Source organism: Paludibaculum fermentans (assembly GCF_051172195.1).
Classification (GTDB): Bacteria; Acidobacteriota; Terriglobia; order Bryobacterales; family Bryobacteraceae; genus Paludibaculum; species Paludibaculum fermentans_A.
In genome coordinates, this window is the sequence record NZ_JBPJAQ010000001.1 from 264,277 (window position 1) to 288,097 (window position 23,821).

The 23,821-nt window shown below is 62.0% G+C and carries 19 protein-coding genes; 13 read left to right on the forward strand and 6 right to left on the reverse strand.

Annotation, left to right across the window (positions count from 1 at the left end):
• Positions 1 to 97: 97 nt before the first annotated feature.
• From ACR9Y2_RS01100 to lepB (ACR9Y2_RS01110), 3 genes are read left to right on the forward strand one after another with little or no spacing between them, the layout of a single operon-like run.
• Positions 98 to 1,330 (forward strand): hypothetical protein, encoded by a 1,233-nt coding sequence (locus tag ACR9Y2_RS01100; RefSeq protein ID WP_435039174.1) that lies wholly within the window; start codon positions 98 to 100, stop codon positions 1,328 to 1,330.
• Between the two features lie 24 nt (positions 1,331 to 1,354).
• Positions 1,355 to 2,188, forward strand: coding sequence for a signal peptidase I (lepB, locus tag ACR9Y2_RS01105; RefSeq protein ID WP_435039175.1), 834 nt, complete (start codon positions 1,355 to 1,357; stop codon positions 2,186 to 2,188).
• Between the two features lie 4 nt (positions 2,189 to 2,192).
• Positions 2,193 to 3,020 (forward strand): signal peptidase I, encoded by an 828-nt coding sequence (gene lepB / locus ACR9Y2_RS01110; RefSeq protein WP_435039176.1) that lies wholly within the window; start codon positions 2,193 to 2,195, stop codon positions 3,018 to 3,020.
• A gap of 3 nt (positions 3,021 to 3,023) precedes the next feature.
• Here the strand turns inward: lepB (ACR9Y2_RS01110) and ACR9Y2_RS01115 are convergent, their stop codons facing one another.
• The 3 genes from ACR9Y2_RS01115 to gltX are packed head-to-tail and all read right to left on the reverse strand — an operon-like array spanning position 3,024 to position 7,886.
• Positions 3,024 to 4,601 (reverse strand): carbamoyltransferase family protein, encoded by a 1,578-nt coding sequence (locus tag ACR9Y2_RS01115; protein WP_435039177.1) that lies wholly within the window; start codon positions 4,599 to 4,601, stop codon positions 3,024 to 3,026.
• A 27-nt stretch (positions 4,602 to 4,628) separates the two neighbouring features.
• Entirely contained in the window at positions 4,629 to 6,374 is a 1,746-nt protein-coding gene (locus tag ACR9Y2_RS01120; protein ID WP_435039178.1) for a glutamine--tRNA ligase/YqeY domain fusion protein, read from the reverse strand.
• A gap of 21 nt (positions 6,375 to 6,395) precedes the next feature.
• A complete protein-coding gene (gene gltX, locus ACR9Y2_RS01125) occupies positions 6,396 to 7,886 on the reverse strand; it encodes a glutamate--tRNA ligase (RefSeq protein WP_435039179.1) in 1,491 nt (496 codons plus the stop codon).
• 454 nt (positions 7,887 to 8,340) lie between these two features.
• Between gltX and ACR9Y2_RS01130 the strand changes: the two genes are divergently transcribed.
• From ACR9Y2_RS01130 to ACR9Y2_RS01155, 6 genes are all read left to right on the forward strand, one after another.
• On the forward strand, positions 8,341 to 8,619 hold the full coding sequence (locus ACR9Y2_RS01130; protein WP_435039180.1) for a hypothetical protein: 279 nt from the start codon (positions 8,341 to 8,343) through the stop codon (positions 8,617 to 8,619).
• Between the two features lie 595 nt (positions 8,620 to 9,214).
• On the forward strand, positions 9,215 to 9,463 hold the full coding sequence (locus ACR9Y2_RS01135; protein WP_435039181.1) for a hypothetical protein: 249 nt from the start codon (positions 9,215 to 9,217) through the stop codon (positions 9,461 to 9,463).
• Between the two features lie 1,168 nt (positions 9,464 to 10,631).
• The gene (locus tag ACR9Y2_RS01140; RefSeq protein WP_435039182.1) at positions 10,632 to 10,934 is read left to right on the forward strand and encodes a type II toxin-antitoxin system ParD family antitoxin; all 303 of its coding nucleotides are present in this window, start codon (positions 10,632 to 10,634) and stop codon (positions 10,932 to 10,934) included.
• 1,372 nt (positions 10,935 to 12,306) lie between these two features.
• The gene (locus ACR9Y2_RS01145) at positions 12,307 to 13,557 is read left to right on the forward strand and encodes a serine hydrolase domain-containing protein (RefSeq protein ID WP_435039183.1); all 1,251 of its coding nucleotides are present in this window, start codon (positions 12,307 to 12,309) and stop codon (positions 13,555 to 13,557) included.
• Positions 13,558 to 13,672: 115 nt separating this feature from the next.
• Positions 13,673 to 16,564, forward strand: coding sequence for a protein kinase domain-containing protein (locus ACR9Y2_RS01150; RefSeq protein WP_435039184.1), 2,892 nt, complete (start codon positions 13,673 to 13,675; stop codon positions 16,562 to 16,564).
• Positions 16,545 to 18,410 carry a sigma 54-interacting transcriptional regulator gene (locus ACR9Y2_RS01155; protein WP_435039185.1) on the forward strand — a complete coding sequence of 622 codons (1,866 nt, stop codon included), beginning with the start codon at positions 16,545 to 16,547 and terminating at the stop codon, positions 18,408 to 18,410. Before ACR9Y2_RS01150 ends, ACR9Y2_RS01155 begins: the two co-directional genes overlap by 20 nt.
• A gap of 23 nt (positions 18,411 to 18,433) precedes the next feature.
• On the opposite strand, the gene ACR9Y2_RS01160 is transcribed toward ACR9Y2_RS01155, so the two are convergent.
• Positions 18,434 to 19,039 (reverse strand): outer membrane beta-barrel protein, encoded by a 606-nt coding sequence (locus ACR9Y2_RS01160; RefSeq protein WP_435039186.1) that lies wholly within the window; start codon positions 19,037 to 19,039, stop codon positions 18,434 to 18,436.
• A gap of 688 nt (positions 19,040 to 19,727) precedes the next feature.
• Between ACR9Y2_RS01160 and ACR9Y2_RS01165 the strand changes: the two genes are divergently transcribed.
• The 3 genes from ACR9Y2_RS01165 to ACR9Y2_RS01175 all read left to right on the forward strand — a co-directional run bounded on the left by ACR9Y2_RS01165 (position 19,728) and on the right by ACR9Y2_RS01175 (position 22,260).
• Positions 19,728 to 20,219, forward strand: coding sequence for a hypothetical protein (locus tag ACR9Y2_RS01165; RefSeq protein ID WP_435039187.1), 492 nt, complete (start codon positions 19,728 to 19,730; stop codon positions 20,217 to 20,219).
• Positions 20,220 to 20,238: 19 nt separating this feature from the next.
• Positions 20,239 to 21,177 (forward strand): hypothetical protein, encoded by a 939-nt coding sequence (locus ACR9Y2_RS01170; protein ID WP_435039188.1) that lies wholly within the window; start codon positions 20,239 to 20,241, stop codon positions 21,175 to 21,177.
• A 195-nt stretch (positions 21,178 to 21,372) separates the two neighbouring features.
• Entirely contained in the window at positions 21,373 to 22,260 is an 888-nt protein-coding gene (locus ACR9Y2_RS01175; RefSeq protein WP_435039189.1) for an alpha/beta fold hydrolase, read from the forward strand.
• Between the two features lie 36 nt (positions 22,261 to 22,296).
• On the opposite strand, the gene ACR9Y2_RS01180 is transcribed toward ACR9Y2_RS01175, so the two are convergent.
• The gene (locus ACR9Y2_RS01180; RefSeq protein ID WP_435039190.1) at positions 22,297 to 22,740 is read right to left on the reverse strand and encodes an SRPBCC family protein; all 444 of its coding nucleotides are present in this window, start codon (positions 22,738 to 22,740) and stop codon (positions 22,297 to 22,299) included.
• Positions 22,737 to 23,087 carry an ArsR/SmtB family transcription factor gene (locus ACR9Y2_RS01185; protein WP_435039191.1) on the reverse strand — a complete coding sequence of 117 codons (351 nt, stop codon included), beginning with the start codon at positions 23,085 to 23,087 and terminating at the stop codon, positions 22,737 to 22,739. The genes ACR9Y2_RS01180 and ACR9Y2_RS01185 overlap by 4 nt, the downstream gene beginning before the upstream one ends.
• An 80-nt stretch (positions 23,088 to 23,167) precedes the next feature.
• Between ACR9Y2_RS01185 and ACR9Y2_RS01190 the strand changes: the two genes are divergently transcribed.
• A complete protein-coding gene (locus ACR9Y2_RS01190) occupies positions 23,168 to 23,806 on the forward strand; it encodes an FMN-dependent NADH-azoreductase (RefSeq protein WP_435039192.1) in 639 nt (212 codons plus the stop codon).
• Positions 23,807 to 23,821: the final 15 nt, after the last annotated feature.

The following is a 23,821-nucleotide window of genomic DNA, read 5'->3' on the forward strand; positions in this document are numbered from 1 at the left end:
ATTTATGCTTGAGTTATCTGGTAGGGCACCATACGATAGAGCGAATAGCCAGTCGCATGGCCACCGCTCGGAGGATGGGCCTGCCGCGACGAGCCTCATGGATCAACAGCACCAGACCACCACTACCACCGCCGAGCCCGACAAGCCTGCCGGCACCGCGTATCTCTATGAAATTCCAGGTAAACCGATGTCGATCTACGTCGACTTCGATCTGGTCGACCGCCTGGGCTTTGAGATCATGCGCGGCTTCGGCGCAGTGCCGCGGCGCGGCGCTGAGGTAGGCGGCATCCTGCTGGGTTCGGCCGAAACCGGCGAACGCACCGTCCTGCGGATCGAGGACTTCGTGCCCGTCGCCTGCGAGCACATGCGCGGCCCGTCTTTCATCCTTTCCGAATCGGATCTTCACAACCTGGACGAAGCCATCGCCAAGTGGACTCCGGCTCCGGACAAGCGCATCTACGTCGTCGGCTTCTATCGCAGTAATACACGGGATGTCATACAGTTGGCGCCTGAGGACCTGACGCTGCTCGAACGCCGCTTCCCCATGCAGACCGCCATCTGCCTGCTGGTGAAGCCCTATGCCACCCGCGCCAGCGAAGCCACATTCTTCTACCGCGAGAACGGTGAGTTCCCCGGAGATCCCGCGCAGCAGACCTTCCCCTTCCGCCGCAAAGAGCTCGGCGGCGGTAAGCCGGCCCGCCGGCCCCGGGGAATTGACGTCCCCGATCCCGAACTCGAAACCGCCGCCACCGGCTACAACCTCACCGAAGAACCGCCGCCCCCCCAGCAACCGGAACCGGTGGAACTGCCCGCGCTCGCCGCGCTCAGCCTGAATGGCTTAGCCGCCGCCGGGCCCCGCAGCCAGGCTGCCATCGACCAGGCTCTCCCCGATCCCCTGCCCCGCTCGAAATATCGCAGCGGCTGGATCTGGATCCCTTTATCCTTCATCTTTCTGTTACTCGGCGTCGTCCTTGGCTTCCAGATCGCCCTCAGCTATAAGAGCCAGAAGGCGCCCGACGCCGCCACAGACCCTTACCTGCTCGACCTCACCCTCGTCCAGTTCGGCGAGAACCTCCACCTGAAGTGGAACACCGAGACCCTGGCCTTCCGCAACGCTCGCCGTGGCATCCTGCACATCCAGGACGGAGATAACAGCAAGACCGTCGAACTCAAACAGGAAGACCTCAGCCGCGGCGGAGTGCTCTACCGGAATGCGACGAATAACGTCAAGTTCCGGCTGGAGATCTTCCCTCGGGATCGCAACAGCGTCGCCGAATCCCTGGAAACCCGCATCCTGGAAGAGGCTAAGCCGGTTCAGGCCGCCAAGTAGTTTGGATCCGGTACAATAGCAAGAGTGCAGGACGACAATCTGTCGGCGGACGTCCAGTCCGATCCGGTCAGCCCACCACCTATTGAAGCGTCAGGGGCCATCGACACGCCCGAAGAGCATCACGTCGGCGAGCAGCCTCGTGGAGCCATCGCCGAGTGGGCCGTCACCATCTTGTTGCTCCTCTTCGGCACCACGGCACTCATCCAGGCGTTTGTCATCCCCACCGGTTCAATGGAGGACAACCTGCTGATTGGCGACCACTTACTGGTCGACAAGCTGGCTTTTGCCCCCTCCGGCGTGGTGAGCAAATACCTGCTGCCGTATACCCCGGTGAAGCGCGGCGACATCATCGTCTTCCGTTACCCCGTCGACATCCGCCAGACGTTCGTGAAACGCGTCATCGGCGTGCCCGGCGACCATATCAAGCTCATCAATAAGCAGCTTGTTCTCAACGGCAAGACGGTGGAAGAACCCTACAAGTTCAACAAGACCGACTTCATCGACTCCTACCGCGACAACTTCCCCACAGATCCGAATACCCGCGTCGACGACCGGGCGCTCGAGATGCTGGACAAGTGTGTCGTGAATGGTGAAGTCGTCGTTCCGCCGGACTCCTATTTCGCCATGGGCGACAACCGCGACTCGTCGCTGGACTCGCGTTACTGGGGGTTTGTCCCCCGGGCCAACATCATCGGCAAACCCCTGCTGGTCTACTGGTCCTATGACGCGCCCACCGAGAGGCTTGTCAATTCCGGCGTCGATATCGAACATTTGTTGGATCTTGCTCGTCACTTCTTTACGAAGACACGTTGGAAGCGCACGTTCATGCTGATCCGCGGCTATGATCTAAAGAACTGAGACGATGAAGCAAAAAGCAAAGAAGCCCGCCGGCACCGAGGCAGTGCCCCAGCAGCAAGATTCTGAAAAGCTCCAGAAGGTGAAGCCCGACTTCCCGGAACAGGTGCGGTCGTTTGTCTCCGAGTGGACGGTGACCATCATTCTGCTGCTATTCGGCACCACCACCATCCTGCAGGCCTTCGTCGTCCCCACCGGCTCGATGGAAGACACCGTGCTGATCGGCGACCATATGTTCGTCGACAAGCTGGCCTTCTCGCCGCCCGGCGCCATCAGTAAATACCTGCTGCCCTACACCCCCATCAAGCGCGGCGACATCATCGTCTTCAAGTGGCCGGTGGATCCGCGTCAGAACTACATCAAGCGCGTCATCGGCGTGCCCGGGGACCACATCAAGCTCATCAACAAGGAACTGGTCCTCAACGGTAAGAAGATGGCCGAGCCGTATGTGGTTCACAAGATGAACTACCTGGACTCCTACCGCGACAACTTCCCCAGCGAACCCAACATGCGGCTGGAAGCCGGCGCCGTCAGGATGCTGTCCGAGAACATGAAGGATGGCGAGATTGTGGTCCCCCCGAACTCCTATTTCGCGATGGGCGACAACCGCGACAATTCGCTCGACTCCCGCTACTGGGGCTTTGTGCCGCGCGGCAACATTGTGGGCAAGCCGGCCATCATCTTCTGGTCGTATGACGCGACCACGGAAGCGCTGGCCGACCCCAACATCATCTCCCTGAACCACCTCATCGACCTGGCGACCCACTTCTTCTCGAAGACCCGCTGGAATCGCACCCTGATGGTGCCCCGGCCCTATCCGCTGGGCCAGGGCTAAGCTCTACTTCTCCAACAGGAAGTTCCCGACCACCAGAGAATCGATGCCGGAGGAGTAGAAGCTCCTCACGGCGTCCCTGGGCGTGCACACCAGGGGATCCCCGAATAGGTTGAACGAGGTGTTGTACAGCACCGGCAGCCCCGTCTTCCGGCCCCACGCCATCAGCAACTTGTGGAACAGCGGGTTCTCCTGGGCATCCACCGTGTGGACGCGCACCAGGCCGTCGCCCAGCACCGCGGTTTCAAACGTCTTGCGATGGGCGTCGCGCACCCGGCCCACGGTCGCCAGGAAGCGGGCATTGCGGCCCACTTCGAAATACTCCGCCGCCAACTCCACTGGCACCGAAGCAGCAAACTTGCGGAACGGCTCGCGGTGCTTGATGTAAACGTTCAGATTCTCGGTGGAGTAAGGGTTCAGCGGCGAGGCAAGGATCGACCGCTGCCCCAGCGCCCGCGGCCCGAACTCCATGCGGCCCTGCATCCAGGCAACAATCTTGTCCGCCGCCAACTGCGTAATCGCGGCTTCCATTACCTCGTCAGTAGTCAGCAGGTATCGGAAGCCGAGTTTACAGTTCTCCAGGACTTTCTTGATCTCTTCGGACGTGAAGCTGGGTCCGAGAGATAGTGTGGTCATGGGCGAGCGGTGGTCGCGGCCGTGGACGACATGCCAGGCGTGATAGGCGGCTCCAATCGCAGTGCCGCTGTTTCCGGCGGCAGGTTGGACGAAGACGTTCTTCCAGTGGCCGCTGCGTTCCAGCGCGGCCACCAGCAGCGCGTTCAGCGCGAGGCCTCCGGCCAGGCACAGGTTCTCGCCTTCACCCGCCATTTCGACCACCAGGCGTTCAATGGCGGCCTGCAAACCCGCAGCGATGCGGGACTTCATTTCTGCCGGTATTTCGGCACCGTCTTCCAGTCCCAGCGCCATGTAAAATCGGTCGCTGAAGCCTCCGCCGTTCATCCGGTCGTTGTCAAACCAGCTTCGATCCACCCGCAGGCCAACACCATCCTGGACCAGGATGCCCCGGAACAGGGCCGCCAGGTCGGGCGAGCCGGCAGTGGAGAGCCACTGCACTTTATGTTCGTCGGCGCCGGGCTGGTAACCCAGCAGGTGGGTGACGCGGCTATAAAGATCACCCAGCGAGTCAGGATATGAGATCTCTTTCTCGAGGTGGATCTGGTTGCCGGCGGCACGCCAGCGGGAGCCGCAGCGGAAGTCGCCGGAGCGGTCCAGCGTCAGAACGCTGGCGTACTCAAACGGCGACGCAAAGTAGGCTGAGGACGCATGCGCCTGGTGGTGTTCCACTGTGACGATGCGCGCCGAAGGGAACAGTTCCCGCAGCTCTACATGGAGGTGATGGCGGCCGTTGGTTTCCGCAAACGGGCGGGCCAAGGCAACAGTCTGGACGTCGCCGGGTTCCACACCGGCCAATTGAAGGGCCATCATGGCCGCATGGATGGGGAGTCCACTCTGCGGACCGTGCGGAGCGACCTTTGGCTCCTCAATCGCGGCCACTAACTCGCCGTCCACAAGGACAGCACACGCGGCGTCCTTCAGGATGCCCCCGATACCCAGGATGATCATCTTAATTGAAGCCTTCCGTCTTCCTGACTAGGAGCCCTTCTCTTTCTGGGCTTTCTCGATCTTGGCCCACGAATCGCGCAGTCCGACGGTCCGGTTGAACACGAGGCTGCCAGGCTTGGTGTCAGTGTCCACACAGAAATAGCCCAGACGCTCGAACTGGTAGCGGTTCCCCGGCGCGGCGTCCGACAGGCTGGGCTCGAGTTTGCCGCCTGTGACCACCTCAAGGGAGTGGGGATTGAGATTGTCCATCCAATCCTGCCCCTCGGCGACGTCGTTAGGGTCTTCCTTGCTGAAGAGATTTTCGTACATCCGCACTTCAGCGTTGATTGCGTGAGGCGCGGAGACCCAATGTATGGTGGACTTCACTTTGCGCCCGTCGGGGGTGTTGCCGCCGCGGGTCGCCGGATCATACGAGCAATGCACTTCCACCACTTCTCCAGCTTGGTTCTTTAAGACGCTCGTGCACGTAATTAGATAGGCGTAACGAAGTCTTACTTCTTTACCAGGCGAGAGGCGATAGTAGCCCTTGGGGGGCACTTCGCGGAAGTCATCCTGCTCAATGTAAATTTCCCGTGAGAACGGCACATGGCGCGTGCCCATCGCTTCGTCCTCGGGGTTGTTGATGGCTTCCATCTCCTCGACCTGCCCTTCCGGGTAGTTGTCGATGATCACCTTGATGGGTTTCAGCACAGCCATCACGCGCGCTGCGCGCTTATTGAGGTCCTCGCGCACGGCATGTTCCAGCAGGCCCAGCTCGATGGTGCCGTTGGTCTTGGAGACGCCAATCCGGGAGCAGAACGTACGCATCGCTTCCGGCGTGTAACCGCGCCGACGGATGCCGCTCAGCGTGGGCATACGCGGATCGTCCCATCCAGTGACTACCTTGTTCTGGACGAGCGCGAGCAGCTTGCGCTTGCTCAACAGAGTGTATGTCAGGTTCAGCCGGTCGAACTCAATCTGCTGCGGCGGGAAGATCCCCAGGCTCTCGATGTACCAGTCGTACAGCGGCCGGTGATCCTCGAACTCGAGCGTGCAGATGGAGTGGGTGATCTTCTCAATGGAATCGGACTGGCCGTGGGTGAAGTCGTACATCGGGTAGATGCACCACGTTCCGCCCGTGCGATGGTGATCGGCATGAAGGATGCGGTACATCACCGGATCGCGCATGTTCAGGTTCGGCGAGGTCATGTCGATCTTCGAGCGGAGCGTGCGGGTTCCATCCGGAAACTCGCCCTTGCCCATGCGCTCGAACAGATCGAGATTTTCTTCAATGGAGCGGTTGCGGTACGGGCTCTCCGTGCCGGGCTCCGACAGCGTACCGCGGTACTTGCGGACCTCTTCCGCTGTCAGGTCGCAGACATACGCCTTACCGGCCTTGATCAGGTCGATCGCCCAGGCGTGGAGCTGGCCGAAATAGTCGGAGGCGTAGAAGACGCCATCCGGCTGGAAGCCCATCCAACGGACGTCCTCGATGATCGAATCGACGTATTCCACCTCTTCCTTGCAGGGGTTGGTGTCGTCGAAGCGCAGGTTGCACTTGCCGCTAAACTCAGCCGCCAGGCCGAAGTTCAGGCAGATGGACTTGGCATGTCCGATGTGGAGGTAGCCGTTGGGCTCAGGAGGGAAGCGCGTCTGGACCCGGCCATCGTGTTTTCCGCTGGCGATGTCCTTCAGGATGATGTCGCGAATGAAGTTGGACGGGCGCGGCTGCGCTTCAGGGGCGCTTTCGTTCCCGTTCACCGGTTTGTTCCCTGCTGAGTCGTCGTTGGGCATGGTGCTAGTGTTCGTTCCTTCTTACTTCAACTTCAGTACTGCCTGATCGATGCGGGTGAGGCAGGTTTCGCGGCCCAGCACTTCGAGCGTTTCGAAGAGCGGCGGAGCGACCTTCCGGCCGCACACGGCCACCCGGATCGGCTGAAACATCTGGCCCGCCTTGACGCCGAGCGCGGCAGCCTGGGCGCGCAGCACGGAGTCGAGCCCGTCATGGTTGAATTCGGCGGTTTCGAGGGCCGTGCGTCCCGCCTCGAGGACGCGCAGGGCCATGGCTGCATCGCCCTTCTGGGGCGTCAGTTCGGCCGGGTCATACGGCGCAAGTTCGTCAACAAAGAAGAAATCGGCCGCACCCACCGCGTCATTGAGAGTCTTGATGCGTTCCTGGATGAGCGGCGTGATCTTGAGGAGCTTGGCCTCGTCGAAGTGATAGCCGGCCGCGGTAAAGACCGGGGCGATGGCCGCGGCGAGTTCAGGCACGCTCAGCGCATAAATATGCTGCGAGTTGAGCCACAGCGCCTTCGGGTCGATGGGGTCTTCTTCGCTGAAATTAACCACCGCGTTGGCGCGATTGACGCCGTCGAACGTGAAGGCCTCGACGAGCTCGTCGAGCGACATCTTCTCGCGGTTGTCCTTGGGATTCCAGCCCAGCAGGCACAGGAAGTTGATATAGCTCTGTGGCAGGAAGCCGGCGTCGCGATAAGTGGTCACCGAAACCACGGGCCCGTGCTTGCGCTTGGAGAGCTTGGCTCCATCCGGAGCGGTCAGCAGCGGCAGATGCGCGAAACGCGGCGCTTCGACGCCCAGGGCCTCGAAGATCAGGATGTGTTTAAACGTGTTCGAAAGATGGTCCTGCCCGCGCACGATGTGGCTGATTTTGAGGTCGGCATCGTCGACGCACGAGGCGTGGTGGTAAGTGACGCCGCCATTGGAGCGCAGCAGCGCGAAGTCCTCGATGTCGGCGGTGGACTTCGACTGGTCTCCGTAAACGAGGTCGCTGAACGACACGGTGCGCTCAGGCTCGCGCGGCACCCGGAAGCGCAGGACGAACGGTTCCCCGGCGTTGGCGCGTCGGTCGGACTCCTCGCGCGAGAGCTCCCGCATGCCGGGATTGCACAACCAGGCGGCCTTCGCATCGCCCGATCTGTCTTCTCCGCCGGCGGACATCGGAGTGAAGTCGCGGTAGGCTAAGTCCTTGTCGAATATAGCCCAGGCGGCTTTGGCGTACAGTTCGCCGCGTTCACTCTGACGATAGAACTCGTCCCAGCCGAGGCCAAGCCAGTTGAGTCCGTCGAAGATGGAATCGAGCGAGGCTTGGGTATTGCGTTCGACGTCGGTGTCGTCAATACGCAGGATCATCGTGCCCTTCTGTTTGCGGGCGAAGAGCCAATTGAAGATAAAAGTGCGGGCGCTCCCAATGTGGAGGTACCCGGTGGGTGAAGGGGCGAATCGGACTCGAACCATTAATCTATTAGTATAGGGCGTCCGGTATGGAGGGCGCTGATTTTGCGGCATCCGGCATGGGAAGCAGCCGGTTGCAGCTCAGGGATGGACGGCGGTCGGGGCGGGTACAGGGACAGTGAGGACAGTGTGGCCGTCCGGCACCCGAAGCTGGTCGCTTAATACGCCCCGGGCCGAACATGGAGCGGCCAACCATCGCCGGGGATCAATTCCAGCGCCGGGCTGCACTAACCCCGTCCATAGGTCTCACGGAAGCAATGCAACCGCCCCCCCAGCATTCCCCTGGGCATTGCCCAAGGCTCATCCCAATCCCAACCCCGTCCCCCCCAGCATTACCCCCGGCGTCAGCCGGGGGCCCGCCCCATCCCAGCTAGAATCCGCACCACCAGCCACACGCCACCCACCAAACTTCCGAGAAACGGGCTGCCGCACAGCCCCGGGGTCATCGATTGCGTCGCATCCCCCGAAGTGGATAATGATGTAGGAAATCAAAGGATCGCAGAGGCCAATGGGCTGCAGCGACCGGTCCCGGACCTTCAAACGCCACAAAGCCGTGACGGTGCAGACAACAACTTCAGCAACGAACTGGCTGAATGGAACCGGGCTCGGCTACGACTCGAATGGGAATATGACGGGGTGGTCGACGCGGTCAGGGTCGGTGGCGGCCTCGTATGACATCGAGAACCGGATGACGCAGATTATGACTCCAAGCGTGACGGAGACGTACAAGTACGGTCCGGAAAAGGGACAGAAAAGGGGACAGCCTACAGAAAAGGGGACAGCCTGACGCGCACCACTTCATAAGTCACAGACAAATCAAGACTTACCGGCGCCATCTTCCCTCCGGCAGACGTTTGACCTCCCGAAATCCAGCCGCTCGCCGCCCTTCTCATTCTCCCGCAACCGCTTAGTATTCAATAACATACGAAGCCAAAACAAGCCCACCTCACGTTCACGGCGTACTCCGAAGTACGCATTCAATCCAGCGAAATGGCCACTGGGACGGGTCGCCCCCGGCAGGAGCGAGTGCCTCAGGGAAAGGCCGTCGCAGATCCAAAGGCTGAGCTCCTTTCCTCTAGGACTCCCATTCCATACGACATGCCAATTATCCCGGCGCACGGATGTCCCGAGTTCAGAGGCGACCCTGAGATTGCCGCCGAGGCCAGGAGGCCGGTTTCCCCACCCCAGCAATCTCCCCCCCCAGCATTACCCCCGGCGTCAGCCGGGGGCCCGCCCCATCCCAGATAGAATCCGCACCACGAGCCACACGTCGCCCACCAAACTTCCGAGAAACGGGCTGCCGCACAGCCCCAGGGTCATCGATTGCGTCGCATCCCCCGAAGTGGATAATGATGTAGGAAATCAAAGGATCGCAGAGGCCAATGGGCTGCAGCGACCGGTCCCGGACCTTCAAACGCCACAAAGCCGTGACGGTGCAGACAACAACTTCAGCAACGAACTGGCTGAATGGAACCGGGCTCGGCTACGACTCGAATGGGAATATGACGGGGTGGTCGACGCGGTCAGGGTCGGTGGCGGCCTCGTATGACATCGAGAACCGGATGACGCAGATTATGACTCCAAGCGTGACGGAGACGTACAAGTACGGTCCGGAAAAGGGGACAGCCTGACGCGCACCACTTCATAAGTCACAGACAAATCAAAACTTACCGGCGCCATCTTCCCTCCGGCAGACGTTTGACCTCCCGAAATCCAGCCGCTCGCCGCCCTTCTCATCCTCCCGCAACCGCTTATTATTCAATAACATACGAAGCCAAAACAAGCCCACCTCACGTTCACGGCGTACTCCGAAGTACGCATTCAATCCAGCGAAATGGCCACTGGGACGGGTCGCCCCCGGCAGGAGCGAGTGCCTCAGGGAAAGGCCGTCGCAGATCCAAAGGCTGAGCTCCTTTCCTCTAGGACTCCCATTCCATACGACATGCCAATTATCCCGGCGCACGGATGTCCCGAGTTCAGAGGCGACCCTGAGATTGCCGCCGAGGCCAGGAGGCCGGTTTCCCCACCCCAGCAATCTCCCCCCCCAGCATTACCCCCGGCGTCAGCCGGGGGCCCGCCCCATCCCAGATAGAATCCGCACCACGAGCCACACGTCGCCCACCAAACTTCCGAGAAACGGGCTGCCGCACAGCCCCAGGGTCATCGATGGCGTCGCATCCCCCCAAATGGATAATGAAGTAGGAAATCAAAGGATCGCAGAGGCCATTGGGGGGGGAACAGTTGGGGGGGGGGACAGCCTGGCGTGTACCTTCTTGCAAACCATAGAAAACGCAATACTTATCCCCCTGTTCCGCGCACCACCTGACGTTTGACCACCCTAAGTCCCGTAGCCCGCCAGTCTTCTTCTCGGCCAGCAACTGGCTTGGATGCACTAACATACGGGACCCAATCACGTCTGCCGTCCGGCCGCGACGTACTCCGAGGTACGCATTCAATTCATCGAAATGGCCACTGGGACGGGTCGCCCTCCGGCAGGAGCGTGTGCCTCCGCGAAAGGCCGTCGCAGATCCAAAGGCTCAGCTCCTTTCCTCTAGGACTCTCTCATTCCTGACGACATGCCGGTGTTTCCCGGCGCACGGATGTCCCGAGTTCAGACTCGATCCTGAGACTGCCGTACATGCCGGAAGGCCGGTTTCCGGTCACCGAAGCGGCACCTCGACAGGTCGCGCGCCTACCCCTCTGCGAGAAGCCGCGGAAAACAAGGCGGGAGCTCCTTTCGGGCGCCGCGGCATAATTGGCGAGCTTTGCCAGTCTTGCTAATGTGGCTTCGAGGACGCAATGCCGACCCGAAACATCAACCTGACAGACCACTTCGACCGCCTCATCGACGCCGAAGTAGGCTCCGGCCGGTATGGTAACGCCAGTGAGGTGGTCCGCGAAGGCCTGCGGTTGATCGAACGCCGCAAGCAGGAAGAGCAGGCCAAACTCAAGTGGTTGCGGGGCGCCGTAAGAGAGGGCCTCGATCAGATAGATCGCGGCGATGGCGTGGAGTTTGGCTCCATCGGCGAACTCGATCAGCAAATCGATCAGATCGGGGAGGCAGCATCGGCGGAACTCGCGCGCAATGGCGACCGTGGCTGAGTCTGGCAGGCCACGCCGAATCATTCTGGCCCCTGCCGCGCGGAGCGATATCCGTGATGCGTTGATGTGGAACTAGGATCGATTTGGTGAGCGCGCAGCCACGCGCTACGCCAAGCTTCTGAAACAGTCTCTCGCGACATCGTTGCTGATCCAAAGCGTCCCGGGCCCCAGGAGCGGCCGGATCTGGCACGCGGCGTCCGCACCTACCATCTGTTCTTCAGCCGTGATCGGGCTCGCGGCGACCTGGGCGTTGTTAGCAAGCCGCTGCATTTCCTGGTCTATCGCCTACGTGGCGAAGGCGTGGTCGATGTTGTGCGGGTTCTTCATGACGCCCGCGATCTGGAGCGGCATCTGCCCGAGGAGCGCCTTCGGGATTCGGGTCTGCCAGATCCAGACAACGGATAGGAAACGGGGACAACTTGGCGTGCACCTTTCTACAAGCCGCAGAAAACGAAAGGCTTATCGTCCCGCTCCACTCACCACCTGGCGTTTGACCGCCCCAAGTCCCGTGGCCCGCCAGTCCTTTTCTCATCCGCAACTGGCTTGGATGCAATAACATATAAGACCCAATCACGCCGCACTCCGGCCACGACCTACTCGGACGTACGCATTCAATCCATCGAAATGGCCACTGGGACGGTTCCCCCTCCTCTGGGATGGTGAGTCAGAGCGCAAGGCGCAGGTGCACGTGTTGGGCCCAGCTCTCCCGCCCCGCCAGCCCTCTTCACCGCCTCCTCGGCGATCAGGCGCACCGTCCACCACGCCCGGCCTTCGGGTGGCAGACTGCCAACCATGGCGATGATGCGCTGCTTGTCGGCTGCACTCAATAATTCGTGTGCTCCCCGCCGCCGGGCTCACAAAGCGCACGCGCTAAGCCACCCTCCTGGTAGCGATGTGCGATTCGGCGTACCACCTGAGATAAAAACACACGATGCGGGCCACTGCTGGAACGGTCAGACCAAGCGACAACTGCTCCAGAGCGCTAGCCCGCGGCGCATCTCGGACCGGTTGGACCCCGGCGCGGAGAACACTCCTGATCTCAATCCGTTCCTTGGACCGCAGCCCGAAGTCGATGGCATAGGGCGACACAACCCAGTGCAGGCCAGCACAATCTCGGGGTCACAGGTACTCCGGATTGCGCGCGTCGACGAAACCCCTGTGCGAGGGGAGAGGCTCAAGACGTTGGTCTTCCACCGCGACACCGGGCCCACACGGTTCGCGAGTTCAAGGTCTATCTGTCCGGATAGGCAGCGTCGACGTTCAGTGAGCCCAACTCCCGGTCCGGCGGTCTCCGTCCCTCAAGAAATCAAGGACTTACCCGAAGCGGCGCCGCGGCCCCGGGCGTGCACTTCCAAAGATCGAGGTGAACCCCATGCATGCCAAACACGCATTCTTAATTCTCATCGGCTTGTCCGCCAGCCTGGCGGCACAGACCGGTACACCAGTTCCGCAACTTCAGGCGTTCGATGACCGCCTTCCTCCACTGATGGAAAAATGGAATGTACCCGGATCCGCGCTGGCCATCGCGAAGGATGGTAAGTTGATCTTCGCCCGCGGCTATGGACTCGCCAATGTAGAGGCCCGTGAAGCCGTGCAGCCGGATTCTCTATTCCGCATCGCCAGTGTGTCCAAGCCCATTACGGCCACCGGCGTCATGAAACTCGTGGAGGCCGGCAAACTCGACCTCGACGCCAAAATCTACCCGATTCTGCGTGACCTCATTCCGCCGCGCGGTCAGCTGGCCGATCAGCGGCTGAAAGACATCACGGTGCGCGACCTCCTGCGTCATACCGGCGGGTGGGACGATCATGCCATCGAGCCTCTGAAGTACCTCATGACGCCCGTGGCGGCGGCCGAGTACTTCGACATGCCGGCTCCACCCAGCGCGCGCATGCTCACGCGGTATGCCTTCAGCAACATGCCGCTCGACAACGAACCCGCCGCCATCTACGCGTACTCGAACTTCGGCTACACGCTTCTCGGGCGCGTCATAGAAGAAATCAGCGGACTGCGCTACGAGGAGTACATCCGGCGCGAGGTGCTCGCTCCGGCGGGTATCACGAAAATGTCCATCAGCGGCAATTCTCCGGAAACGGCGCAGCCCGGTGAGGTCCGGTATTACGATTTTCCCGATGCCACGCCTGTGCCCTCCATCTTCCCGGAAGGGCCCAGGTATCTCAGCGCGCCTTACGACATGGATCTAGCCATGATGGATTCGTTCGGCGGCTGGGCGGCGTCCGCCGTGGATCTCCTGCGCTTCAGCGAGGCGTTCGACGGGCGTCGGGGCCAGGCGCTCCTGAAGCCCGAGACCATCGATGTCATGATGGCGCACGATTGGAGGCTCTGGCCTGGCACAAACTTCTGGTACGGTTTGGGCTGGAAGGTGCAGCCGGTGGGCGATCGTGTAGTGTGGTTCCACGAGGGCGAGCACCGCGGCAATCAAGCCTTTCTGGCGCACTGGCCGAATGGTATCTCGGTGGCCGTGGTGTTCAACAGTTGCCCTCAACAGACCAGCGACTTTCTCCAGGACGTGATCAACTCGATCAACACCGGCCTGGGCCAGGTCCGGGAGTGGCCCGACCACGACCTGTTCACGCAGTACGATCCCCCGCCCGCTCAGTAGTCTCAGATCATGCCCGCGAGCGGGCCGGCCGCACCCGTCGGCCCGCTTCAACAACCGGTATTTTGCAGATATCCAGATACAAACATACTTAATTCTCGACGCATAATAGTGGTGGATGTCTCGCAGGCCATCTTTCTACTGGTGGGTGATCGTGTGCGGCGTGGCGTTGACCCTGTGTTTCGCGATCACAGGCGTCCAACTCTGGCAGCATGCCAAGACCGGTAAGGACTATGGGTTCGGTGGACAAACACGCGACGACTCCATCGTGGTAACGGCCGTAGCCCCGGGCGGCCCGGTGGATGGCAAGCTTCGCGTCGGCGATATCATCCGCAAGGTCAACGGCTACTACGGCCCGGCCTGGCTCCTCAACCACCTCCTGCTGCTTGCTCCACACGACCGCCCCTACACGCTCACGGTGGTACGGCAGGGGCAACCACTGGACCTTCCATTGCGCATCGCCAACTCGCCCGCCCGCGGGCCGGTGTACTGGGGCTTCCCGCTGCAGTTGCTGGGCGGCGTGGCCTGCCTTGTGGTTGCCATGATGATGGGGCTATCCAGGCCCGGCGACCGCACGGTGCAGTTCGCCTGTCTGTCGTTCCTGGCTCTGGCGGCGATGCACTTCTTCCGGATTCTTGCCGTGTTGATGTGGTTCCTCGATCCCCTGCCGCGGTTCACGATGGCGCTTCTGAGTTTGGCCGATCCGCTGCCCTTGGTCACGGGTTTCCTGTTCGCGGAGCGTTTTCCGGCAGTTGTGCCGGCGCGGGCGTGGTGGCGCTACACGCGCATCCTGGTCTGCGCGGCCGTCACCGCTCAGTGGCTGTCGCAGTTGCCCAACCGCATATTCAGTTCGCTCAGCCCCGAACTGGCGGTGCCCGCATCGCACTGGCTGGCGGCCCCGATGTTGTGGTCATCGCGCATCCCGCATGTGTGGTGGAAGAGCGCGAACGTGCTGCTTCTAGTCGCCATCGCGGTCGTGATTCTCCGCAACTATCGCGCTGTGAAGCAGCCGGATCTGCGTCGCCGGATTCGGTGGGCGATGCTCGGCATCGTGCTCGCAATCGTGCCGTTGGCAGTGCTGTACGGTGTTGCGTCGGCGTTCATGTTGACAGGTCGACCCACTCAGGAGTGGCTAGGCCCAGGGGAAGAACTCTCCTTCGGTTTTGTCGGCCTGGCGGTGTCGTCCACCATCGGCTACGGCGTGCTACAGCACCGCCTGCTCGACATCCACCTGGCCATCCGGCGAAGTATTCAGTACCTCTTTGCCAAGCGCGTCCTGCAGGCCGCCATCTCCCTGCCCGTCGTTCTGATCCTCGCTCACGCCGCATGGGATCCGCGGCTCACCGTTCGTGACCTGTTCTTTGGCAGCCACGTTTCGCTGGCACTCATGGCCGTGGCGATTCTGGGACTGCTCTACCGGCGCCCCTTGTTGCTTGCCGTGGATCGGCGGTTCTTTCGCGAGGCCCACAGTCAGGAGAAAATCCTGCGCTCCCTGGTTGAGGAGATTGGGCATCACGACTCCATTGGCGATGTGTCGAAGCTCGTCTCCGTCAAAGTGGAAGAAGCCTTGCACCCGCTTCGCGTTCTGGTCTTCTGCCGCAGCGAGAGGCGCGGCGATTTCTCGCTGGGCCATTCTTCCGCGGGCGTGGAGGCCGAACTGCGCGTCAGCGCGACGTGCGGCGTCCTCCGATTACTGGAAGAGAGTCCTCGGCCGCGAGAATTCCCGGTCTCCGGTTTGGGGGATCCGGACATGAACGGCGCCGAGTATTTCCAGGAACTGGGCGTACGCCTGATGGTGCCCATCATGGGCATCGATCGACGGCTGGTGGGCATCCTGATGCTCGGTGAGAAGCTCTCCGAGTCTCCCTATACTGCCGCCGACCGCGATCTGCTGCAAGCCATCGCCGGTCAAATCGGCGTGGTCTATGAGAACATCGCCCTGCGGGAAAGCGTCAGGCGCGAGGCGCGCATCAAGCGCAATGTGCTGGCGCATCTGGACGGCACTAAAATCAATCTGCTGCAGGAGTGCCCACGCTGCGGAACCTGCTTTGATCGATCCGTGAATCAGTGCGGCTTCGATGGCGCGGCCTTGGAACTCACCGTTCCAGTGGAGCGTATCGTGGACGGTGTCTACCGCCTGGACCGCCGCATCGGGACCGGCGCAATGGGCGCGGTGTACCGCTCCACCGATCTGCGATTGGGCCGTACAGTCGCGGTCAAGCTGATGACCGGTAGCCTCTTCGGCAACCCCGCCGCGCTGCGCCGTTTCGAACGCGAGGCGCGGGCGGTCGCGCGGCTCAGCCATCCAAACATCGTCGCCATTTACGATTTCGGGGGCGTAGGTTCCGACGGCGCCTACCTGGTGATGGAAATGATCGAAGGGATCACCCTGCGCGCCGAACTGCAACGCGCGGGCAGGCTGAAGCCGGAACTCGCCGCCGCTCGATTCGATCAGCTCATGTCCGGGTTGGAGGCGGCCCAACTGGCGGGCGTGGTGCACCGCGACCTCAAGCCCGAGAACCTGATCATCGCACGCCTCGGCGACGGCGCCGAGTTGCTGAAGATCCTCGATTTCGGCCTCGCCAAGATTTGCTTCTCTGATGCCAGGGCAACAACCTCGCTCACCATGGCTGGCGCCGTTGTGGGGACGCTGGGATATATGTCTCCGGAGCAGTTGCTGGGCGAGGAGGTCGACGAACGCACCGACACCTTTTCGGTGGGCGTGTTGGTCGTGGAGGCGCTCACGGGCCGCCGGCCCTTCGTGGGTCAGTCGTTTCAGGAATTGCTTCACGCCACGCTTTATGAGTCTTACCGGCTGCCTGGGGCAGATGCGGCCAGCTTGAGGTTGAACGCAATTCTCGACCGATGTCTTGCCAAACGCCGTGAAGACCGGCCGCGCATCGGCGAGGTTCGGAGAGATCTGGTGGACGCGATGCGCGCTTGGCCCGAAGTGAAATGGATGGCAGTGGCATCGAACGAGGAGAGGACCATTGACGCAACCGGCTTCTGATGCGCACGCGCGCCTGGCTGCCTTCGAGGGACCCATGCGCGGCCACGTCTTTGAGCTCGTGTCCGAAGTCGATGATGAGCCGTGGAGTCTCGGTCGCGGCCGTGGCAACCGCCTGATACTGGACGATCCATCGCTCTCGCGGCGTCACTGCAGCATCACGTTCTTGGATGGGCACTTTCGGCTGCGGGATCTGGACAGCCACAATGGCACATTCGTCAACGGGTTCGCCGTGCATGACCATCCGCTCGCCGATGGTGACCAGATCAGGGCCGGGCATTCGGTATTTCACTTCCTGCTGAACGAGCGAGGCGGGAGACCGGAACTTCCCTCCGTGCACTTCGGCTCCGATCGGATTGAAAATCCCACGGTATTTCTCCCGCCGGGCCACGTTACATCTTTACCCCAGCTCTCCGAGCCCGAGGCATATCAGGCCCTGCTCCGCGTGGCGGGGGCGCTGCATGCCAACCGCGGCGTCTCCGCGCTGGCCGGCCACCTGCTCGAGACTCTGATCGAGATCGTGCCCGCGAGACGGGCCGCCCTCATACTGGCCCAGACTGCCACCGAGGAACCCAGTCTCATCGTTACGCTCGACCGCCACGCTGGCCCCGGCGCCCATGTCGAGATCAACCGCGCCGCTGTCGACCGCGTACTGCGCGAGGGCGCTTCCGTCCTCAGTGGCACCACTTATCTCGCCGCGCCACTCCTCAATGGTGAAAAGTCGTTTGGCGTCATCTACCTCGATGGCGAACCAACCGCGGGCGGGTTGCGCGAAGAACATCTACGCTTCGCGTCCGCCGTGGGCGCCATTGCTGGACCGGCGCTGACAGGCGCACTGGAGTTCAGTCAGGTCGCGGACGAGAATCGCCGTCTGTCCGAAGAGATCCGGGTACGCCACGAGATGGTGGGCGAATGCCCGGCAATGGAGGAGGTCTATCGCCTCATCGCCCGCGTCGCGCCTGCCTCCTCAACGGTCCTGATCCTGGGCGAAACCGGTACTGGAAAGGAACTCGTCGCGCGTGCCATCCATCGCAACAGTCCGCGAGCAAATGCTCCTTTTGTGGCCATCAATTGCGCTGCGCTGACTGAATCCCTACTAGAAAGCGAACTGTTCGGACACGAGCGGGGAGCGTTCACCGGGGCCGTGACGCAGAAGCGAGGGAAACTCGAGGTCGCCGATCAGGGCACCGTCTTCCTGGATGAAGTGGGTGATCTGCCGGCGACGTTTCAGACTAAGCTGCTGCGCGTGCTCCAGGAGCGCGAGTTCGAGCGCGTCGGCGGCACGCGGCCCATTCGCGTGGATATCCGGATTCTGGCCGCCACGAATCGAGATCTGCGTGCGGCCATCAATGGCAGGACTTTCCGCGAAGATCTGTACTATCGCCTCAATGTGGTGGCCATCCGCCTCCCGGCGCTCCGCGACCGTCGCGAGGATATTCCGCTGTTGGCCAACTACTTTCTGGAAAAACGCGCTGGGGCCGTGAGCCGCAGGATCTCCGGTATCTCCGGCCGCGCCCAAGCCTGCCTGATGAACTACGATTGGCCAGGAAATATCAGGGAATTGGAGCACGCCATCGAAAGCGCGATCGTCGTGGGTGAGGGCAAACTCATTGACGCCGAAGATCTGCCGGAAGCGATCCTGGAAGGTGCGCCAGCCGGGTCGCTTTCCGCCGACGGCTATCACGGCACTCTGAAGCACGACAAGTGCGAATTGATCCTTGCTGCGATTGAACGCGCCGGCGGCAACATCACCGAAGCGGCGCGGCAGTTGAAGCTGCACCCGAACTACCTGCACCGCCTCATTCGCAACCTGAATCTGCGGGGCCGTATCGGGCGGCCCCGCGCGTAAGCCCTCGGTTCGAGCCGGGGAGGCTAGAAGTGAAAGCCAAACCCAGCCTGGAAGACCACGTTGTTTCTGCCGGAACTTTTGTCGCACAGCGCAACGTAATCGCGAACCTCGGCCCGGAGGGCGAATCCGCGATGGATGCGAATCTCCGCGCCTCCGCCGAACGACGTGGCCGGCTTGATCCCGTGAATGACGCTCAGGCTCGGGGAGGACGAAACCACCAGGTTTGCTCCGTCGAACCAGCCAAATCCGAATCCGGCAGCGACATAGGGCTGGAAACGGGAAGCGGGTGCAAACTGGTACCGCACTCCGGGTGTAAGGAACAGGTGGCTGGCGGAAGCGTTGATGCTATCTTGTCTGATGCGAACATCGGCTTTCATCGTCCACGCGACAGGCACCTCCAGGTACAACGTGCCCGTCTCGTTTTGCTTGAACCGAAGTGCATAGTCGAACTGAATGGACAGATTGGCTCCAGCCGAAACGGAAGTGGTAGAACGAGTGTCCACGCTGGCTCCGTGCGCGCAGGCGCCCGTCAGGATGCTCAGTTCATGCGACCGGCCGAAAGCGGACGAGGGCTGAGTCAGTGCGATCGCCAGCGCTGCAAGGATCGCCAAAGTGAATCGGGTCTTCATATCATAATCTCCTTCTACCGATTGACTGTGCAGTCCGGCGGCCAATCCGAAACCCATTGCGGTTCAGTGACTTGGGCCCAACGCTTCGATTGGGAGACTCTATCCTGCGCGTGAGCCCCTATCGAATCGGATAGACCGCCCACAGGGTTCCCCAAGGAGACGATTTGGGAGGTTCTCACCCAAAAGCGCACGACCGCAGTCGGAAGACCCTCAACATCGCACTTCCCTTCCCGCACGCCATCTCGCCACGCAACTCGGCGATGGCGAGGAGGTCAGCCGACCAGATAGCCCGTAGCCCGCCAGTCTTCTGCCTGTCTAACAACGGGCTTGGATGCAATAACATACAGGACCCCATCACACCCACCCTCTTGCGACGGCGTACTCGGAAGTAAGCATTCAATCCATCGAAATGGCCACTGGGACGAATCGCCATCTTGCCGGGATTCGAATCCGGACAGCCCACCTCACGAAACATCATCAGCCTCACGTCGCAAGACTGCCGCCCACCCTCCACCTTCCCCTGAGACTCCGCCACCCCCGCAACATCCCCCCCCGTTTCCGCACATTAAGCTTCTTTGATGACGCCAGTTCAACAAAAATCTTCTCCTCTGCAATCAACAGATTACAGACCTCCATCTCCTAAATCCTAGGTCCACCCCAACCAAACTGGTTATAGAGGACATTTCATATGATTACTTCCGAACCAGTCGATTGCGCCTTCCCCGACATCGACCTCCTCAGCCGCCACGCCCAGGTCGCCGAGGATGGCATCCTCACCGGCGCCAAAGCCGCCAGCGTCACCACCTTCGTCGAACGCAAGGATTACTACAAAAAGATTCGTGCCGCCGTCCACGAACAGTTCAAACCAGCCACCACCTATCAGCACATCCTGGCCGACCGGATGGCCGAATGCATCTGGCGCGCCGAACGTTACGCCTCCTTCGAAGCCAATGCCCTCACCCTCCAGATCCAACGCCAGTGGGACAACACCATTGAACTGGTCCCCAAAGCCAGCCCCGGAGTCCACGCCTGGCAGGCCTTCCACACCATGGACCCCACTCAACGCAAAGCCCTCCTCGAAGCCCTAAAGCTGGAGGAGCGCTACTGGCGCCGCCACCGCGCCCTCTCAGCCGAACTCCGCCTCGTCCAGCGCCTCTACCCCATTCAACAGGTGCAGTGAAGTGCAAGGAGCCCCACCCATGCCCTCCACTCAAATCTCCGAAAAGCGCCTCGCTGCCAACCGGGCCAATGCCCAAAAATCCACCGGCCCGCGCACCGCCGCCGGCAAAGCCAAAGTCTCCGCCAACGCCCGACGCACCGGAGCCTACAGCGAAGACCACCGCATGTCGCCTCGCCTCGAAGCTCACTTCCGAGCCATCGCCGACGGCCGCACCCAGCACCTGACCGAACCAACCCTGCGTGCCCTTATTTACGAGTGGCACATGCTCCAGGGTCATCTCGTCATCCACGAGAGCCGCGAACGAGCCCTCTTCAACGCCGGTCTCGAGTACGGCCGCGGCAACGAGGACATCGCCCACGACTGGGTCCTCCGCCAGCACGGCTACATCCAGGCCCTCAATCGCTACTCCGGTTGGATCCAGATGCGCCTCCACCGAGTCGAAAGCGCCATCCTCTCCCAACCAGCGGGCCTGGACCACCTCACCCAACTCCTGGCCCCCAGCACGCAGGCTCCCCCCGAGACCGCAACCACCCAACCCACCACGAATTTTGAGGGAACAAACCCACTCTCCACCAACCAGTCCACGATCACGATCGCCAGCGCGTCCGCCAAAGAGTCACCCATCTCCAACGAACCGGGAAATCGCCCGAAGCCCTGTGCAGCCGCAAGTACAACCACAAGTAGAGCCGCGACCGTGAGGGAGCGGACAACCCCACGAAACGCCCCAACCAACCCAACCGCGCATCCCCCAACCCATGCATCCTCACCGGAGTCCCCCATCCCCAGTCCCGGAGCGCCAGCGACGGGCTGCCCGCGCGCTACCACCGAGCAGGCAGTTCCACTAAACCCTCCTCCCAACCCAGCCACCCGACCCACCGCTCACGTGTCATCAACAAACTCACCCCGGAGCCCTCCGGAGCCGGCACACCCGGAACTTCGCCCGCCCGGGCGTGTCTAATCCGCTGAAGAGTGAGAGAGCCGGCGCGTGGTCGTGCAGCCTGGTCCCGGCCGGGCACGCCGATGGCTGAATGAGTTGTTTGCGGATAGCGAGTGGGGACGGGTTCGACGCGTGGCGTCAGTAGGAGCCGGCGGCGAGTCATTCCGGGACGGGCGGTGCGGGTGCGCTCCTGCTCCGTAACCCGGGAGAGAGGAGATGGGCGTCCCTGACTTCTATCCGTATCGATCCGCGGCGGACAAAGAAGAGTATCTGGCCCACTATGATGCTCTCGCCGCGAAACAGTGGCCTCTGGATTCTGACACGAGGAGGGCGCGCACCTCGCAAGGCTCCACCTTTGTCCGGATCAGCGGTCCGCCGGGCGCGCCTCCGCTGGTGCTGCTGCCTGGCACAGGCGCAACGTCCCTGATGTGGGCACAGAACGTCGCGGCCCTTTCCGGGGAGTTCCGCACCTACGCTGTCGACCAGTTGGGCGAGTTGGGACGCAGCACCTGCCAGCAGCCGTTCCAGAACCTGGGCGATCAGATGGCCTGGCTGGATGAGTTATTCACGGCCCTCGAGTTGCACAATGGAGTGAACCTGGTTGGCATGTCATACGGGGGCGCGCTGGCGGCGCAGTATGCGCTGCGGCACCCGGAGCGAGTGAAGAAGGCGGTTCTGCTGGCTCCTGCGGCAACGGTCTACCGGTTGAACTTGGAGTTTGCGCTGCGGATGGTGCTGGTGGTAATTTCCGCCGACCGGTACCTACCCAGGCTGGCGAACTGGATGTTTGCGGACGCGGCTCGCGTGGATCCTCAATGGCTGCAGGAGACGATGGTGGAGCTGTTCATCAACATGCGGAAGCTGCAGCCGCGGAAGACGCCGATTCCTCCGGTCGTGAAGGATGCGGAATGGGCTGGATTGCGCGTGCCGATGCTGTTTCTGGTGGGCGAGCACGAGACCATCTATCCGGCGGAGAAGGCGGTGCGGCGGATGCGACGGGTGGCGCCCATGGTGACGTCGGAGGTGGTGCCGGGAGCGGGCCACGATCTGCATGTGGTGCAGGCGGCGCTGATCAACCGGCGGATGGTGGAGTTCCTCCGGTAGCGGTTGCCGGGCCTCGCCGTCCCGGGCGCTCGGCCTCTATGGCCGGAGCCGCGGACCGGATTCGAGGTGGAGTTGGAGATTCTCCAGGATGCTGGTCCAGCCGGCGGTGAGTTGTGCGGACGAGTGGGTCTCGGGGAAGCGCTCGTGCGTCAGGATGAGTTCGCACTGGCCGCCCCGGGGCCGGAGCTCTATGGTGACCAGCGTCTCCTGCTGATCCCAACGGGAGGAGATCCAGGTGAACTGGAGCCGGGAGGGCCGGTCGAGCACCAGGAATTCTCCTGTGTTCACGAAGCGCGCCTGCGCCGCGATCATGACGATCTGGAAGCGTCCGCCCACGCGGGGGTCGAGTTCGACTTCGCTGGCTGTGACCGGACCGGGACACATCCAGAGGGGCATGCCTTCGGCGTCGAGCCAGGCGTCAAAGACCTCTTCGCAGGAGGCTTGCAGGGTGCGGCGGATGGTGACGGTTTGGGTGGTCATCGCGAGGCTCTTTTGCGCTTCGAGATCAGGTGCGCTTCGAGGGCGTCGAGGCGGGTGCTCCAGAACTCGGAGTAATAGCTCATCCAGGTCATTGCTTCGTCGAAACGGGCTGCTTCCAGGCGGCAGGAGTGCTCGCGGCCTTGAATGCTGCGACGGATGAGGCCGGCACGCTCCAGCGTCTTCACGTGCTTGGAGACGGCGTTCAGGCTCATGTCGTAGGGCTCGGCCAGTTCGGTGATGGTCAGGGCTCCGTCGCGCAGGCGGTGGAGCATGGAGCGGCGGGTGGCGTCGGCTACCGCGCCGAAGATGAGATCCAGACTGTCTTCCTGCTTGGCGGTCCGGGTCATGGTGTTACCTTCAACGTTTCGATTGTAATCATTCAACCGATGGGTTGACAATCAACCATAAGGTTGAATATTCTAGCGGCATGGATAACGGAAAACCGGCGTTGCTGCATATCGACTCGAGCCCGATGGGCGAAGGGTCTGTCTCTCGCGAATTGACGCGCGAGTTCGTGGAGCGTTGGCGGAGCGCTCATCCCGGCGGGACGGTGGTTTCGCGGGACTTGGCGCAGACGCCGGTTCCGGTGATTGATGAGCAGTGGATCCTGGCGAATCTGACGCCGAAGGAGTCGCGAACCGCGGAGCAGGAGGCCCTCCTGGGGTTCTCGACGATGCTGACTCGGGAGCTGCTGGCAGCGGATGAGTGTGTGATCGGGCTGCCGATGCACAACTGGGGTCCAAGCTCGAGCTTCAAGCTATGGGTGGATCAGGTTGTGCGGTTCGGGGAGACGATTGTGGTGACGGGGGAGGGGCCCAGGGGGACGCTGGCGGCCACGCGCGTGACGGTGATCGTGGCGGCGGGGCGGCTGTATGGTCCGGGATCGGCCGAGGCTTCGAACAACTTCCTGGTGCCCTGGCTACGGACGTTCTTCGCGAATCTGGGAGTGACCCGACTGAGGGTGGTTTTGGCGGATGGGACGGTGCGGCTGCGGTACGGGCAGATCGGCCGGGCGGAGTTGCTGGGGCCCCATTTGGAAGTGGTCCGGGGGCTGGCGGCAGGTTGAGAGAAGCCCTGCAGC